Annotated in this window: 16 protein-coding genes; 10 read left to right on the top strand and 6 right to left on the bottom strand. The window is 31.9% G+C overall.

The features are described 5' to 3' along the window. The 6 genes from ACH2BP_RS08855 to ACH2BP_RS08830 all read left to right on the top strand — a co-directional run. A partial coding sequence (locus ACH2BP_RS08855) for a thiamine pyrophosphate-dependent enzyme (protein WP_395059044.1) occupies positions 1-766 on the top strand: 766 nt, incomplete at its 5' end. 2 nt (positions 767-768) lie between these two features. Then, on the top strand, positions 769-2388 hold the full coding sequence (locus tag ACH2BP_RS08850) for a 2-oxo acid dehydrogenase subunit E2 (RefSeq protein ID WP_395059042.1): 1620 nt from the start codon (positions 769-771) through the stop codon (positions 2386-2388). An 82-nt stretch (positions 2389-2470) separates the two neighbouring features. After that, a complete protein-coding gene (locus ACH2BP_RS08845) occupies positions 2471-3148 on the top strand; it encodes an SDR family NAD(P)-dependent oxidoreductase (RefSeq protein WP_395059040.1) in 678 nt (225 codons plus the stop codon). Then, positions 3149-3748, top strand: coding sequence for a SprT-like domain-containing protein (locus ACH2BP_RS08840; protein ID WP_395059038.1), 600 nt, complete (start codon positions 3149-3151; stop codon positions 3746-3748). 8 nt (positions 3749-3756) lie between these two features. Then, positions 3757-4818, top strand: a complete 1062-nt coding sequence (locus ACH2BP_RS08835; protein WP_395059036.1) for a mannose-1-phosphate guanylyltransferase — start codon at positions 3757-3759, stop codon at positions 4816-4818. Positions 4819-4857: 39 nt separating this feature from the next. After that, positions 4858-5481, top strand: coding sequence for a hypothetical protein (locus tag ACH2BP_RS08830; RefSeq protein WP_395059034.1), 624 nt, complete (start codon positions 4858-4860; stop codon positions 5479-5481). 139 nt (positions 5482-5620) lie between these two features. Here the strand turns inward: ACH2BP_RS08830 and ACH2BP_RS08825 are convergent, their stop codons facing one another. The 4 genes from ACH2BP_RS08825 to ACH2BP_RS08810 are packed head-to-tail and all read right to left on the bottom strand — an operon-like array spanning position 5621 to position 7848. Beyond that, entirely contained in the window at positions 5621-6388 is a 768-nt protein-coding gene (locus ACH2BP_RS08825; protein ID WP_395059032.1) for an ABC transporter ATP-binding protein, read from the bottom strand. After that, positions 6388-7134, bottom strand: coding sequence for an MlaE family ABC transporter permease (locus ACH2BP_RS08820; RefSeq protein ID WP_395059030.1), 747 nt, complete (start codon positions 7132-7134; stop codon positions 6388-6390). The genes ACH2BP_RS08825 and ACH2BP_RS08820 overlap by 1 nt, the downstream gene beginning before the upstream one ends. Beyond that, the gene (locus tag ACH2BP_RS08815) at positions 7131-7277 is read right to left on the bottom strand and encodes a hypothetical protein (protein ID WP_395059028.1); all 147 of its coding nucleotides are present in this window, start codon (positions 7275-7277) and stop codon (positions 7131-7133) included. The genes ACH2BP_RS08820 and ACH2BP_RS08815 overlap by 4 nt, the downstream gene beginning before the upstream one ends. Further along, positions 7264-7848, bottom strand: a complete 585-nt coding sequence (locus tag ACH2BP_RS08810) for a zeta toxin family protein (protein ID WP_395059026.1) — start codon at positions 7846-7848, stop codon at positions 7264-7266. Before ACH2BP_RS08810 ends, ACH2BP_RS08815 begins: the two co-directional genes overlap by 14 nt. 141 nt (positions 7849-7989) lie before the next feature. On the opposite strand from ACH2BP_RS08810, the gene ACH2BP_RS08805 reads away from it, so the two are divergent. Continuing rightward, positions 7990-9321, top strand: coding sequence for a hypothetical protein (locus tag ACH2BP_RS08805; protein ID WP_395059024.1), 1332 nt, complete (start codon positions 7990-7992; stop codon positions 9319-9321). A 104-nt stretch (positions 9322-9425) separates the two neighbouring features. Next, positions 9426-11465, top strand: a complete 2040-nt coding sequence (locus ACH2BP_RS08800) for a T9SS type A sorting domain-containing protein (protein ID WP_395059022.1) — start codon at positions 9426-9428, stop codon at positions 11463-11465. A gap of 72 nt (positions 11466-11537) precedes the next feature. Here the strand turns inward: ACH2BP_RS08800 and ACH2BP_RS08795 are convergent, their stop codons facing one another. Continuing rightward, positions 11538-12389, bottom strand: a complete 852-nt coding sequence (locus tag ACH2BP_RS08795) for a glycosyltransferase family 2 protein (protein WP_395059020.1) — start codon at positions 12387-12389, stop codon at positions 11538-11540. A 151-nt stretch (positions 12390-12540) separates the two neighbouring features. On the opposite strand from ACH2BP_RS08795, the gene ACH2BP_RS08790 reads away from it, so the two are divergent. Both ACH2BP_RS08790 and ACH2BP_RS08785 read left to right on the top strand, forming a co-directional pair. Continuing rightward, the gene (locus ACH2BP_RS08790; protein ID WP_395059018.1) at positions 12541-13428 is read left to right on the top strand and encodes a glycosyltransferase family 2 protein; all 888 of its coding nucleotides are present in this window, start codon (positions 12541-12543) and stop codon (positions 13426-13428) included. Further along, positions 13418-14881 (top strand): lipopolysaccharide biosynthesis protein, encoded by a 1464-nt coding sequence (locus tag ACH2BP_RS08785; RefSeq protein WP_395059016.1) that lies wholly within the window; start codon positions 13418-13420, stop codon positions 14879-14881. The genes ACH2BP_RS08790 and ACH2BP_RS08785 overlap by 11 nt, the downstream gene beginning before the upstream one ends. On the opposite strand, the gene ACH2BP_RS08780 is transcribed toward ACH2BP_RS08785, so the two are convergent. After that, on the bottom strand, positions 14869-15927 hold the full coding sequence (locus tag ACH2BP_RS08780; RefSeq protein WP_395059014.1) for a 3-oxoacyl-ACP synthase III family protein: 1059 nt from the start codon (positions 15925-15927) through the stop codon (positions 14869-14871). The genes ACH2BP_RS08785 and ACH2BP_RS08780 overlap by 13 nt on opposite strands. Positions 15928-15959: the final 32 nt, after the last annotated feature.

The raw sequence follows: 15959 nt of genomic DNA, 5'->3' as shown, positions 1-15959 counted from the left end.
AGATCCAAAAGCTGTTATGGCTGAGTTGCTTGGAAAAGTAACAGGAACATCTAAAGGAATGGGTGGTTCGATGCATATTTTCTCTAAAGAAAAAGGTTTTTTTGGGGGTCACGGAATCGTTGGAGCACAGATACCTGTTGGAGCAGGAATGGCTTTTGCAGATAAATATTTTGGTCGTGATGGTGTAACGTTAACCTATTTTGGTGATGGCGCAGCACGTCAAGGTTCTTTGCATGAAGCTTTCAATATGGCAATGTTATGGAAGTTGCCAGTTGTTTTTATCGTTGAAAATAATGGTTATGCCATGGGAACTTCTGTGGAAAGAACAGCAAATCATACTGATATTTGGAAACTTGGTTTAGGATATGAAATGCCTTGCGGACCAGTTGACGGAATGAATCCTGTGAAAGTAGCTGAAGCAATGCACGAAGCTATTGATAGAGCGCGTCGTGGTGATGGACCAACTTTCTTAGAAATGAAAACATACCGTTACAGAGGTCACTCAATGTCTGATGCTCAATTGTATCGTTCTAAAGAAGAAGTTGAAGAATACAAAAAGATAGATCCTATTACTCAAGTTCTTGACGTAATCATGGAGAAAAAATATGCTACAGAAGAAGAAATTGAAGCGATTGACGAAAGAGTAAAAGATTTAGTAGAAGAATGTGTAGCATTTGCTGAAGAATCTCCTTTCCCGGAAGTGCAACAATTGTACGATGTGGTTTACGACCAAGAAAATTATCCATTTATTCCTCATAGACTATAATTATGGCAACAGTAATCACAATGCCTCGCCTAAGCGATACGATGACGGAAGGGACAGTAGCTGCTTGGTTAAAAAAAGTAGGAGATAAAATTTCTGAAGGAGATATTCTTGCTGAAATTGAAACAGACAAAGCAACGATGGAATTTGAGTCATTCAATTCTGGAACGCTTCTGTACATTGGAATACCAGAAGGAGAATCAGCGCCAGTCGATTCACTTTTAGCCATTATTGGAAAAGAGGGAGAAGATATTTCTGCTTTATTAAATGGAAATCCAGTAGCTACAAAAACGGAAGCTGTACCTGAAGTTATTACTCCAATTGCGGTAGAGGAAAAATCTAAATCGGTTAGTTTTCCAAAAGGAGTTGTAGTTGTTACAATGCCAAGACTGTCAGACACGATGACTGATGGGACTGTTGCGACTTGGTTGAAAAATGTAGGTGATAAAGTTGCTGAAGGTGATATTCTTGCTGAAATCGAAACTGATAAAGCCACAATGGAATTTGAATCTTTCAATGCTGGAACTTTATTATTTGTTGGGATTCAAGAAGGAGAGTCTGCACCAGTTGATAGCGTTTTAGCTATTATCGGACCAGACGGAACTGATATTACAGGAATAGCAGAAAATTATAAAAAAGGTGGAAATGTTACTGCTCCAGTTGCTGAAAAAGCTGCCGAAGTTTCTAATCCAACATCAAATAGCCAAAATCAATCATCAAATTCAACAGATAGAATTTTTGCTTCACCATTGGCTAAAAAAATTGCTCAGGATAAAGGAATCAATTTATCACAAGTAAAAGGTTCTGGAGAAAATGGTAGAATTGTAAAAGGAGATGTAGAAGGATTTACTCCTCAAGCTACAGTTCAACAAACAGCTTCTTCTACTGCACCTGTAGCAAATAGTTCTGCTTCTGTGGCAAAACCTTTTGTTCCTGCTGGAGAAAAATTCTCGGAAGAAATCAAAAATTCGCAAATGCGTAAAACCATTGCAAAACGTTTGTCAGAATCTATATTTACAGCACCACATTTCTATTTGACTATAGAAATTGCGATGGACGAGGCGATGAAATCTCGTGCTACAATCAATACCATTCCAGATACTAAAGTATCATTTAACGATATGGTTGTCAAAGCTTGTGCGATGGCTCTAAAGAAACATCCGCAAGTAAATTCTCAATGGACAGCAGATGCAATGATTATCAATCACCACGTGAATATTGGTGTTGCTGTCGCAGTTGAAGATGGATTAGTAGTGCCAGTTTTGAACTTTACAGATCAAATGAGTTTGACTCAAATTGGTTCGGCAGTTAGAGATTTAGCTGGAAAAGCTAAGACTAAGAAACTAACGCCTGCCGAAATGGAAGGAAGCACATTTACAGTTTCTAATCTTGGAATGTTTGGTATTACCGAATTTACTTCAATAATAAACCAACCCAATTCTGCTATTTTATCAGTTGGAGCTATTGTTGAAAAACCAGTAGTTAGAAATGGTCAAATCGTAGTTGGAAATACGATGAAAGTAACTCTTGCTTGCGATCACAGAACGGTCGATGGAGCAACGGGAGCACAATTCTTACAAACATTGAAACAATTTGTTGAAAATCCAGTAACTATGTTAGCGTAATTGTCAATATATTTTTAATATTAATCTCATCTTGATTCAATCATGATGAGATTTTTTTTATTTTAGCTTAAATTCATTTATTATGAAAAACATCATTATTACAGGAACATCTAGAGGAATTGGATACGAATTAGCCTTGCAATTTGCAAATGCAGGACATAATGTTTTGGCTATTTCTAGAAAAACACCACAAGAATTAATAGAGAATAAAAATATCACTTGTCTTTCAGTCGATTTATCTAATGAAGAGGAATTACAGCAAGTAGAAGATTTTCTTTCTCACACATGGAAAAAAGTCGATATTATAGTTCATAATGCGGGTTCACTTTTGTTAAAGCCTTTCGGGGAAATTACTTCACAGGAATTCGAAAATATATATAAAGTCAATGTTTTTGGGGTTGCAAATCTAACACGCGTTTGTTTGCCATATCTTCAAAAAGGAAGCCATGTGGTTACAATTAGTTCTATGGGCGGAATTCAGGGAAGTATGAAATTCGCTGGATTGGCCGCTTATAGCTCAAGCAAAGGCGCTGTAATTACGTTGTCAGAATTATTGGCTGAGGAATATAAAGAACGTGGTATTTCGTTCAATGTTTTGGCATTGGGTTCTGTAAACACCGAAATGTTACAAGAAGCTTTCCCAGGTTATGAAGCGCCACTTTCGGCAAAAGAAATGGCCGATTATATTTATAATTTTGGGTTAACGGGTAATAAATATTATAACGGTAGGGTTTTACAAGTTTCAACAACAACGCCGTAAATGAAAACCGTTTTAGAAAAATACATACCAGAACATTCGGTAGAGCCTGTTTTTGAATTAATCAAAATCAATCAAGTGCATCTGAAAATCGTCAATGAACGAGTGACTCGTCACGGAGATTACCGAAAAGGTTTGTCTGGAAAGCACGAAATTACAGTTAATACTAGTTTGAATAAGTATCGTTTCTTAATGACATTAATTCATGAAATATCCCATTTAGTAGCCTTCGAAAAATATGGACGTAACATAAAACCACACGGTGACGAATGGAAACTAACTTTTCAACGATTGATGGTTCCGTTTATTCGTCCGGAGATATTTCCAAGTCAATTGTTGCCCTTATTGGCCAGACATTTCAGAAATCCAAAAGCAAGTAGCGATACGGATGCTACTTTGTCATTGGCATTAAAACAATTTGATCCAGAGAACGATAAAAACTATATCTTTGAGATACCTTATGGAAGTGTGTTTCGAATTCATAATGGTAAAATATTTAAAAAAGTAGCCTTAAGATTAAAAAGATACGAATGTTTAGAAGTGAATTCTGGACGGACTTATTTATTTAACCCAAATGCAGAAGTAGAATTATTGCAAAATTAAAAAATAAAATGAATAAAAATTATTACGCAATTTTAATGGCTGGTGGCGTTGGATCACGATTTTGGCCAGTAAGTACAGCTGAATTTCCTAAGCAATTTCATGATATGTTAGGCTCAGGGGAAACCTTAATACAAAAGACTTTTTCGAGATTAGCCAAGTTAATTCCTGTCGAGAACATTCTGATTTTAACCAATGAAAGTTATAACCATTTGGTTTTAGAACAATTACCAATGGTAAAACAAGAACAAGTTTTGTTAGAACCAGCGATGCGAAATACAGCACCTTGCATTTTGTATGCGTCATTAAAAATTCAAAAGCAGAACCCAGATGCGGTGATGGTTGTAGCACCAAGCGATCATTGGATTGAAAACGAAGATGTATTTGCACAAAATTTACAACAATGTTTTGATTTTTGTGCCAAAGAAAATGCATTGATGACTTTAGGAATTCAACCAACATTTCCTAATACAGGTTTTGGTTATATCGAATATGATAAAACCGATACCAATCCGATAAAAAAAGTAAATCAGTTTAGAGAAAAACCCGATTACGAAACCGCAAAATCATTTCTAGATTCTGGGAATTTCCTCTGGAATGGTGGGATTTTTATTTGGAGTGTAAAAACAATTACAGAAGCTTTCGAAAAATTCCAACCAAAGATGAATGCTTTGTTCTTAAGCGGATTAGAAAGTTATAATACGCCTGCCGAAAAACAATTTATAGAAGAAAATTATGCGCTTGCCGAAAATATCTCTATCGATTATGCCGTGATGGAAACTGCTAAAAACGTATTTGTACTTCCTGCCACTTTCGATTGGAATGATCTAGGTACTTGGGGTTCTCTTCACGAGAAATTAGAAAAAGATGAGAATAATAATGCTGTGGTTAATGCTAAAGTTTTGCTCGAAAATTCCTCTAACAATATTGTTCGTTCCGATGCCGACAAACTAATCATTATTGATGGTTTGCATGATTATATTATTGTAGATAAAGAAGGTGTTTTGCTAATTTACCCGAAAAGTAAAGAACAGGATATAAAAAGTATTGTAAAGAAATTGGAACACAAATAAAATTGAGTTAATTTATTAGTTGAGTGATGTTATAGAAAAATGAAAATACTAAAAAATATAATCACAATTATAGTTGAAATTTTAATCCTAGTATTAGGTGTTATTTGGTTTTTACGAACAAAAGAAGAAGAACCAATTATTGTAATGATAGGTTCTGGTGGATTTTTAATAGTTAGTCTTTTAAGCAAAATATTTGATAACCCCGAAAAAACTAGACCGAAAGTGGTTTTTCATAGAATGCAAAATTTTACTATGCGTGGTCCTTTAGGTTACACATCAAATAATCCTAAAGTTATTAGATTAGGAATTGACATTCCAGAACAATATTGGTATTTAGATTGGTCTTATACATTAGAAGTACGAAATAATTCATCGGTTACAGCATACAATTATGAAGTTGAATATTTAAACAAGCCCCAAAATACTATTCTAAAAGGGGAAATAGGTAAAATTCAGCCTATCAAGCCTGATGATAAATTTGAATTCACCTTTAAGTTAACACAAAATGTTGTCGGAACACATATCGACGCAGATAAATTTTTAAATGAAAATGCGGATGAACTTTTAAAAGACATGAAAATAATTTCAAAATATTCAGATGAATTTGGAAAAACATATATGACTGAATATAATTGGATAACTGATATCAATACTTTTAAATAAACAGTTTGCAGTAGCGGTTAGTAAAAATTGCTTTGTTTCTGCACGATTTTCTTTCAAACTTTTAGAAATTTTTACTTTGTGAATAATTTATCGTCGCAGCCTCGGTTAGTTTTGAAACATTGTATTCAACTTTAAAAAACTAAATTCCTTCCTTCAAAACCGATTCTCTCACTTTTTTAAACAATTCTGACGAATAAACAAAATCAACAACAGCTTCGTTATCGGTTCTAAAAATTTCTTCTTTGGTTCCTTGCCAAGCTTTCAATCCGTTTTTTAGGAACAAAATATTCTGACCAATTTCCATCACCGAATTCATGTCATGCGTGTTGATCACGGTGGTGATATTGTATTCTTCGGTGATTTCGCCAATCAAATTATCAATTAGAATAGCCGTGTTCGGGTCTAAACCTGAATTGGGTTCGTCGCAAAATAAATATTTAGGATTGTTTACAATGGCGCGAGCAATGGCAACACGTTTTTGCATTCCTCCTGAAATCTCAGAAGGTAATTTTTTGTGGGCATCAATAAGATTAACTCTTTTTAATACAAAATCGACACGATCCTGAATTTCAGATTTAGAGTTTTGTGTAAACATTTTCAACGGAAAACCTACATTTTCTGATACCGCCATCGAATCGAATAAAGCGCTTCCTTGAAAAACCATACCTATTTCGGTACGTAATTCTCGTTTGTCTTCAGCTGATAAATCAGAATATATTCTGCCATCAAAGGAAATTGTCCCCACTTCTGGCGAATGAATTCCCAACAAACTTTTTAGTAAAACGGTTTTACCAGAACCACTTTGACCAATTATTAAATTGGTTTTTCCAGTTTCAAAAACAGTCGAAACTCCTTTTAAAACCTTGCTGTCTCCAAACGATTTCTCGATATTTTTTACTTCTATCATTAGGTTAAAAGTAGTTGCGTTAAAATATAATTCATCAAAATAATCATTACCGATGTCCAAACAAACGACACCGTACTTGCTTTTCCTACTTCAAGTGCGCCACCTTTCATATAATAACCATGAAATGATGGAATAGTAGCGAGAATTAAAGCGAAAATCAATGTTTTTATAAAAGCATAAGCAATATGAAAAGGAATGAATTCTTTTTGTAGACCATCTATAAATTCGGCACTACTACCAAAACCTCCGTAAACACTGGCAATATAACCACCTAAAACACCTAAAAACATCGCAATTCCTATAAGAAACGGATATAATAATAGTGCAATTAGTTTTGGAAAAACAAGATAATTTAAGGAATTTACACCCATAACTTCGAGAGCGTCAATTTGTTCGGTAACACGCATGGTTCCTATGCTCGACGTGATAAATGAACCCATTTTTCCAGCCATAATAATCGAGATAAAAGTAGGAGCAAATTCTAAAATAATAGATTGTCTGGTCGCAAACCCAATAAGATATTTAGGAATTAACGGGTTGGTCAAATTTAAAGCAGTTTGTATCGCTACAACACCTCCTACGAAAAAGGAAATAAAAGCTACAATTCCTAGCGACCCAATAATTAAATCATCTATTTCTTTGAAGATAAGTGTTCTCATTACCGACCATTTGGTTGGTTTTTTGAAAATCTCTGCTATCATCAGAAAATACCTTCCGATTTGTGATAAATAACGAATTAACATCATGGTTTTATTCTTACTATTTGATTGTCTTTAATTACAATTAATTCGCTATTGGCTTTCTTTTTAAATTCAATTAATTTATCATAAATTTTATCCATTCCCTCCAAAATTTTCTTTTGATTGGGTGTTCTTTTATATGTATTCATTGTATTGTTCTTTAAGTTTATCAAATTTAATCGGATTTAATATATTTAATTCCGATTTTAAAGTTTTTTCGGCAATTAACTCAGGTTTTTCTCCAGAATTATCAAAAATCATAACTTCATCGACTATATTGAGATAAATTTGAAACAAATTTTTAATTCCATTTATATACCTGCGTTTTATAACTTCCGTTTCAATATTATGTCCGCCTTCTATTACTCTAGTTTTAACCCTTTCAATAGCTAACTCTACATTTTGTAACCAAAAAAAAAGAAGCGTAACCGTGTATTTTTTATTTTGTGCATCAATTACCTTTGTTTTGTAACTTTTGGTTGCTAAAGTAGTCTCAAAAGCAAAATTATCATTGCAAATTAACAACTCATTTATCCTTTTTAACATAATTCTTCCAGCTTCAAAAGAAACCTTTTCTGGTTGGAAAGGAGATAAACCTTTTGCAATTTCATCGGCATTTACAAATTCTTTACAATTTAATATTTCAGGCAAAATGGTAAAAGAAGCTGTTGTTTTTCCAGCACCATTACAACCAGCAATTATATAAAGATTTTTGTTCATTGTTGCAAATATAAGCAATTTCAAAAATTTAATTATTTTTTGTTTCGACTTTTCTAAAGTAATTATAATGAGAAATAAAATAATTATAAAAATAACCCAACTTTTCTTATATATATATCTTTACCTACAAAATATTTTTTTATGAAAAACTTTTACCTACTTATTGCATTTTGTTTGTTCTCTGTTGGTTATGCACAAAATCCGATTGCAGTTGGATTAGATATGTCTTTCAATCATAAAGATGAATTCTATTTAAATTTTTCATATTTAAAAGTTAAAGAGTTACCAAATGGTAAAATAATTGTTTTAGATGGAGGAGATAACAAAACTTATTTATATGCTAGAAAAGTTCAAACTTTAACAGGACAGCTTTATAGATTAAATGCTGATTTAACTATCGATAATACTTTTAAATCTGGATTAACAAATTTATCAGACGGGATTAAAGATTTTGATGTTTATCCAGATGGAAGAATTGTAGCTGTGGGTACTTTTAATACATATAATGGGGTTGCAAAAAATAAGATTGTTCGTTTGTTTGAAAATGGAGATATTGACAATTCATATCAATTCAGTACTACGGGTTATGTTTCTTTTACTCTTAATAAGATCGAGTCAGTTAAAGTGCTGTCAAATAACTCAATTTTAGTTTCAGGAGGAAGCTTATCTTTTAGGGGAACAAATTCAATAACACGTGGATTAGCTAAAATAGATGATTTCGGCCGAGTAGATTTTAGTTTCACAAGTAATATAATTGCAAATTCTGTTAATGCTTATGATTTTCAGAGTGATGGAAAACTAATAGTGCTAAATTCATCTTATATAGTAACTCCTTTTTCGTCTACTTTTTCTGTAAAAAGGCTGAATATAAATGGCTCTGATGACACTACATTTAGTACTGGGAATATCTTTGGAAGTTATGGTTATTATACTTCTTCAGGATCTTATGTTTCTTCTGGTACTGGAGGAGAACCAAAAATTATAGTTCAACCAGGGGATAAAATCTTGATAAGTGGAAATTTTTCTGCTAATAATAGAATGGTTCGATTAAATGTAAATGGAGCACTTGATAATACTTTTTTGCCCTTTCAGAAACTTGCCAATAATAGTTTTTTATTAAATAATAACAACACAATTACTGCTGTTTTTGAACAAAGTTCAAATAAAATTTCTAAAATAAATGATTTAGGAGGATTAATTTCTCAATCGAATCCGGAATTAGGTAATTTCGACAACCTTTATAGACTAAATAATGGTAATCTTTTTGCTTCTGCAAAATGGACAACAACTATAAATAATACTGATGTGTTAAATTCAAGACCTTTGATTTTGAGCAATGAAGGAAATGAATATACTAATTTAGAAAAGTCCTCTTATTTTCCTAGTAGAAAAATAGTCAAATTAGGAAATAGTGAAATTTTGCTTTTAGGTTCAATTAAAAATAGAGGGTTTTTATTTACAATTCTGTTTTAGAAACAAGATATAAACTAGTAAGATTAAATCAGGATTATAGTTTAGATACTAGTTTTAATTATTTTGATAATAACTTTGGATCTAAAATAGTTTCTTTTGAAATATTGCCAAATAATAAAATATTAATTTCTTTTAACGATATTAGTACTGGTAAAATTTGGAGATTAAATTCGGACGGTTCTTTAGATTCTAGTTTCGAAAACCTTGAATTTGATAATTATGTTTTATCATTATGTAATGTTAATTATAATAGAATTTTAGTAGGTGGTTTTTTTAACAATGTAATTAAATCAGGTATTAGTTATAGTTTTCAAGGGTTAGCATGTCTTAATGAGCAGGGTGTTTTTAATGACCAATTTGTTTTACCAAGTAACTTTAATAGTAATGTAGAAAAGATTTTAATCAAAAACAATAAAATTTTATTATATGGAGGTATTTCATGTGATGATATGACGAATGGATTCAATAGATTGTTAAGATTTAATTCAAATATCACAATCGACAATACTTTTGATTTACAAGTTAATGCCCCATATTTAATAACAAATATTAATGATATTCAAATTCAAAATGACGATAAAATTGTATTAGTAAAAACTTTGCCAAATAATAGTATTTCGGAATTAATTAGAGTTAATGCTAATGGTACAATAGATAGTGATTTTTATACTAATAATACTTTTGATGGACAAATATATACAACTTTACCATTAGAAGATGGTAATTTGTTAGTATCTGGTTCATTTACAAGATATAATGGAACTTGGTGTAATGGGACAATAAAGTTAATTGGAGGGAGTTCTTATCAAATTAAAGGGTTAAACAAAATTGACTATGATTTAAATGGATGTTCAATTAATGATATTAATTTCAATAATTTAAAATTTAGTTTAAGTAATGGGAATCAGTATGTGGCAGATGCATCAGGAAATTATGTATTTTCATTTTCACAAAATGGTAGTTATACATTAACTCCAGTACTTGAAAACTCAAACTATTTTTTAATTTCTCCATCAAGTGTAGTTGTCAATTTTCCGCAACAACCAAGCCCAGTTATACAAGATTTTTGTATAACTCCTAATGGAATTCACCCTGATCTTGAAGTTGCATTGGTTCCTATTATTGCTGCTCGTGCTGGTTCTGATGCAAAATACAAAATAGTATATAAATACAAAGGGAATCAAATGCAGTCAGGTATAGTTGGTTTGACATTTAATGATGCCGTTTTAGATTTCGTTTCAGCTAATCCAGTAGTTTTTAGTCAGGCTGTAAATTCGTTATCTTGGAATTTTACAAATATGAATCCTTATGAAACAAGAGAAATTCTAATCACGTTAAACTTAAACTCACCTGTTGAAACACCACCACTTATTGGAGGAAGCATTTTAAATTATACAACAACAATAACTTCAGCTCAAACAGATGAAGCTCCAGCCGATAATACTTTTACATTAAATCAAACTGTAGTTAATTCATACGATCCAAATGATAAAACATGTACGTTTGGACCGTCCGTTGGTACAGATAAAGTGGGCGAATATGCGCACTATGTTATTCGTTTTGAAAATTCAGGAACCTACAACGCGCAAAACATAAACGTTACCGATGTAATTGATACCAATAAATTTGACATCAATACATTAGTGCCATTAAATGGAAGTGCATTGTTTACAACAAAAATATATCAAGGAAACAAAGTTGAATTTAAATTTGATAATATTAATTTGCCATATTCCACTGGAACTAACACAGGTTATGTTGCATTTAAAATTAAAACGAAAGCTACATTAGTTTCTGGTGATACTTTTGGCGGTTTGGCAAATATTTATTTCGATTATAATTCTGCGATAACTACAAATACTTACACAACAACGATCCAAGCTTTGAGTGTACAAGATTTTTCTTTTGTAAACTTTTTTAGTTTGTATCCAAATCCTGTTAGTGACGTGCTAAACATTAATAAAAAATCGGATATTGAGATTTCTTCTATACACATTTATAATGTGTTGGGTCAGTTGATGATGGTTATCCCTAATGCAAAAAATACCGCCACTATCGATGTTTCTAACTTAACCTCTGGAAATTATTTTGTTAAAATAAATTCAGACAAAGGAACATCAAATACTAAGTTTATTAAAAACTAGAAATCCGATTTTAGATTTCAATAAAAAGGCGAAGATTTATAAATCTTCGCCTTTTATATTTTAATTAAAGAATCAACCAAGCAGTTTTTCTTTCATTTTCTCCCAACGATATTTTCTAATAAACTTCGCTTGTTCGTGGGAAACTAGCAAAGGTTTTTTGGCTGATTTTGCTTTCCAAAATCCTTTGATATAATCTAAAAAAAGTAGCGGTTTCTTTTTCATCATCGCTAGTTTTGCTGATGCAATGGCGGTTATAAAAAATCCGTACCCTAAGCTATAAAAAGCTTCTCCTTGTTTGTATCGTGCCGTTTTGTTGTAATTTGCGCCTGTTGGCTTGAGGTGATTTACTTGTAATGATTGGTCGGTTACGACTTTCCAATTATAAAATTTGCACAATAATTCATCAACCGTATCCCAACCCATCGCAGGTTTTAGCCCGCCAATTTGTTTAAAAGTTTCCTTTCTGTATGCCTTAAAAGCACCTCGAATATGATCTTTATCGGTCAGGTTTTCTAAAACCCAACCTCCATTTTTTTCGATGTAAGCAAATCCGCCAACCATTCCTATTGTGTCGTCAGATTTGAAATGATTGATAATGGTTTCGAAATAATTTTTCGGAAAAATCAAATCGGCATCGGCTTTTACAATAAAATCGTAATTTTCATCTAGAATTTCTAACCCTTTTTGGAAAGCTTGTATGACTTTGCTTCCTGGCAAATGTATCGCTTCCGAAGTTTTATTTACTAAAGTTATAGTTGGATTATTTTCGGCGAAAGCCAAAGCGATTTCTGCCGTTTTATCGGTCGAATTGTCATTGACAACCACAATTTTTGAAGGCAAAATAGTTTGCTCGATAATTGACTGTAAAGTCAAACTGAGGAACGATTCTTCGTTATGTGCAGGAATTATGATGTAATATTTCATACGAAGATAATATTTGTTTTTTGTTGGAATATGGTATATTTATGAGGAAATCTTAATTTGTGTTCGTGATTTGGGTATCATAAATATTTCATTTTATACTAAACTCGAATACAAATATCCTTATTTTTGTAGGATAATAAAAATATTGGCTTTGAATAAAAAGGTTTTTGTCATCATTGTGACGTATAATGGATCGAAATGGATAGAAAAATGCATCAATTCTTTGTTGCATTCAACTTATCCTGTCGGTATTGTTGTTATCGATAATTGTTCTACGGATAATTCGGTCGAACTTTTAAAACAATTTCCCCAGATTCATCTCATTCAATCTAAAGAAAATTTAGGATTTGGGAAAGCCAACAATATTGGAATCGATTATGCTTTAAAAAATAATGCGGATTATGTTTTCTTACTCAATCAAGATACTTGGATTTTTGACGATACCATTTTAAATTTAGTTGCTGTTGTCCAAAAAAATTCTTCATTTGGTATTGTAAGTCCGATGCATTTTTCTGGCGATGAAAAAACGCTCGATGAAGGTTTTGTAACTTATTACAATAGAAAAATTGAAGGAAATTCAGATGAAAACATTGCGATTGTTCCTTTTGTAAATGCAGCAGCTTGGCTTGTTTCCAGTGCTTGCTTGCAAAAAGTTGGCGGTTTCGAACCGCTTTTTGGACATTACGGCGAAGACAGAAATTACTGTGACCGTGTTTTGTATCATCAATTTCAGATTGTAATTGCCGAAAATGCTAAAATATGCCATGACCGAATAATTACACGTAGTTTCAAAAAAGATGTAATCCAGTCGAAATATAGAATGTTGTCGCAGGTTTTGGATATAAATAATACTTTGTTCGCAAGTTATGCCAATGCATTAAAATCGGTTTTTGGATTGCCAAAATATTTCAAAAAAAGCTACTCTTTCACTTCTATTGTAAAGTTATTTTATAATTTGGTTGTTTATTATATGCAGCTTGTTTTTAGAATGCAAACCATTAAAAAGACTAGAAAAAAATCGATGATTGATGTCAAATAAAATTTCCCAAAAACAGGCTATTTTCTTTACCATAATTAATTATGTTGGGATTGTTATTGGAGTAGTTTCTACACTTTTTATTTATCCAAATGACAAAGAATTACTCGGAATTTTCAGGTATATCGATGCGATTTCCTATGTTTTATTTCCTATATTGCTCATAGGAGCATCGCAAGCATTGGTAAACTTCACTCCAAAACTAGACGATTTGCATAAAAAAAAGCTGTTTAATTATAGTGTTTTTTCTATTCTAATTATAAGTGGGTTTGTTCTCGGATTACTTTTTATAATTTCCTATATTCCTGCTTTAAAAGGAATGAAATATGTTTATTTTGCTTTTCCCATTGCGCTATTTTTGGCATTTATCGAGTTATTCAAAAAACAAGCGACCATTATTCAGAAAATTGCAGTGCCCACATTTTTAGATAATATTATTCCCAAAATTTCGCTACCCATTATCTTTTTATTGTTGCTATACAATTATATAACGTTTAGTGAATCAGTTATTTGTTATATTATTTCCTACGGATTAATTTTTATTTTACTGACGATTTATTTGTGTAAATACTTTAAACCTAAATTTAATTTAGACTTTAAATCACTTTTTAATGAAGTTTCTAAAAGAGATTATTATCAATTTTCGATGTATGCTTTTGCGGGAAGTTTAGGATCTGTTTTTGCTTTTAGGATCGATGCATTAATGATTCCGAAATTAATCTCTATGGAAGCTAATGGAACATTTAGTATCGGCGTAACTTTGGCTTCAGCATTAGCCATACCAGCAACTGGAGTTTTTGCATTGTACGCGCCAATTATTTCAAATTATCTAAAAAATGATAATTTATCTGAATTAAATTTAAAGTACAAAGAAATCTCGAAGTTGCTTTTCTTTATTGGAGCACTTTTGTATAGTTGTATTTTTCTTGGAATCGAAAATTTATTTATGCTTCTGCCAACGCATGAAAAACTCATGACCTCAATTCCTATTATTCTTATTTTAGGTTTTAATGTTTTGGTCAATATGGGAACGGGTTTTAATGGCGAAATAATTACGTATTCAAAATATTACAAGTTCAATTTAATTGCCATAGCCATACTGATTGTACTCAATGTGGGTTTAAATTTACTGTTTATACTTCATTTCAATTTTGGAATCGAAGCCGTAGCAGTAGCTTCTTTACTATCGATGGTAGTTTTTAATTTTGCAAAATTGTTATTTATTTACAAAAAATTTAAGCTTTTTCCTTTCGATTATAGTTATCTGAAAGTGGTTCTTGTTTTTGTAACGACTTTGGGATTTGTCTATTTTTTACCAAAATTAATGAATGAAATGTATACTTTGATGTATAAAGTTTCACTGAGTTTATTACTAAATATTTTTATTATTTATAAACTGAAATTGGTTTATCAAGTTACACTTTGGATAAATAAAATTAGAAATTATACACGATAAACAATCGCATTAATATTCATTCCTGCTCCAACTGATGCGAAAATAATTACATCGCCTTTATTTATTTCTTGATTTTCTATTTTTCCGTTAATAAGTAAGTCATATAATGTTGGAACAGTTGCTACGCTCGAATTTCCAAGTTTATGGATACTCATAGGCATTATTCCTTGGGGCGTTTCTTGATTGTGAAGTTTGAAAAAACGTTCAATTATCGCTTCGTCCATTTTTTCATTTGCCTGATGAATTAATATTTTTTTTACTTCCGAAATTGGAATACCGCTTTCTTCGAGACAATCTTTCATAGCTTTCGGTACTTCCTTCAAAGCAAATTCGTATATTTTTCGTCCGTGCATTTTAATATAGCGAACATCTTTGTCTAGGTTTTTGTTAAAGGAATTTCCGAAAAATAAATAATCAGCTTCGTCAGTAGCAAAAGTTGCTGAAGCGTGTGCTAAAATTCCGCCATCTTCATTTGTAGCTTCAATAATTGTGGCGCCTGCTCCGTCCGAATAAATCATGCTGTCTCTATCGTGAATATCAACAACTCTCGATAAAGTTTCGGCACCAATAACCAAACATTTTTTTGCCATTCCAGCTTTTATAAAAGCTTGTGCTTGAATGACACCTTCAACCCAACCAGGACAGCCAAACAAAATGTCATAAGCAACACATTTTGGATTTTTTATTCTTAATTTTTGTTTTACTCTGGCAGCAAGACTTGGAACGGCATCACCTTGTATTGCGCCTTGTTTTACATTTCCAAAATTGTGTGCGAAAATGATATAATCTAAAGTTTCTGGGTCAATTTTTGCAGAATCAATCGCTTTTTGAGCGGCAAAAAGTGCAATATCCGAAGTTACAAGATTTGTATCTACATAACGTCGCTCTTCAATTCCTGTTATTTGCTTAAATTTATGAGCAATGACTTCATTTGAGGCGTTAAAAGAACTTCCGTCTTCATTCAAGAACTGATGTTTAGCGAAATCTAAATTGGTTACGATTTGATTCGGAATATAACTTCCTGAACCCGTTATTTTGATGTTCATTTTGTTGTGATTGGTTATGCTAAAGTATCAAT

It is taken from the genome of Flavobacterium sp., assembly GCF_043756175.1.
Taxonomy (GTDB): Bacteria; Bacteroidota; Bacteroidia; order Flavobacteriales; family Flavobacteriaceae; genus Flavobacterium.
This window is presented reverse-complemented; position numbering and strand designations above follow the sequence as displayed.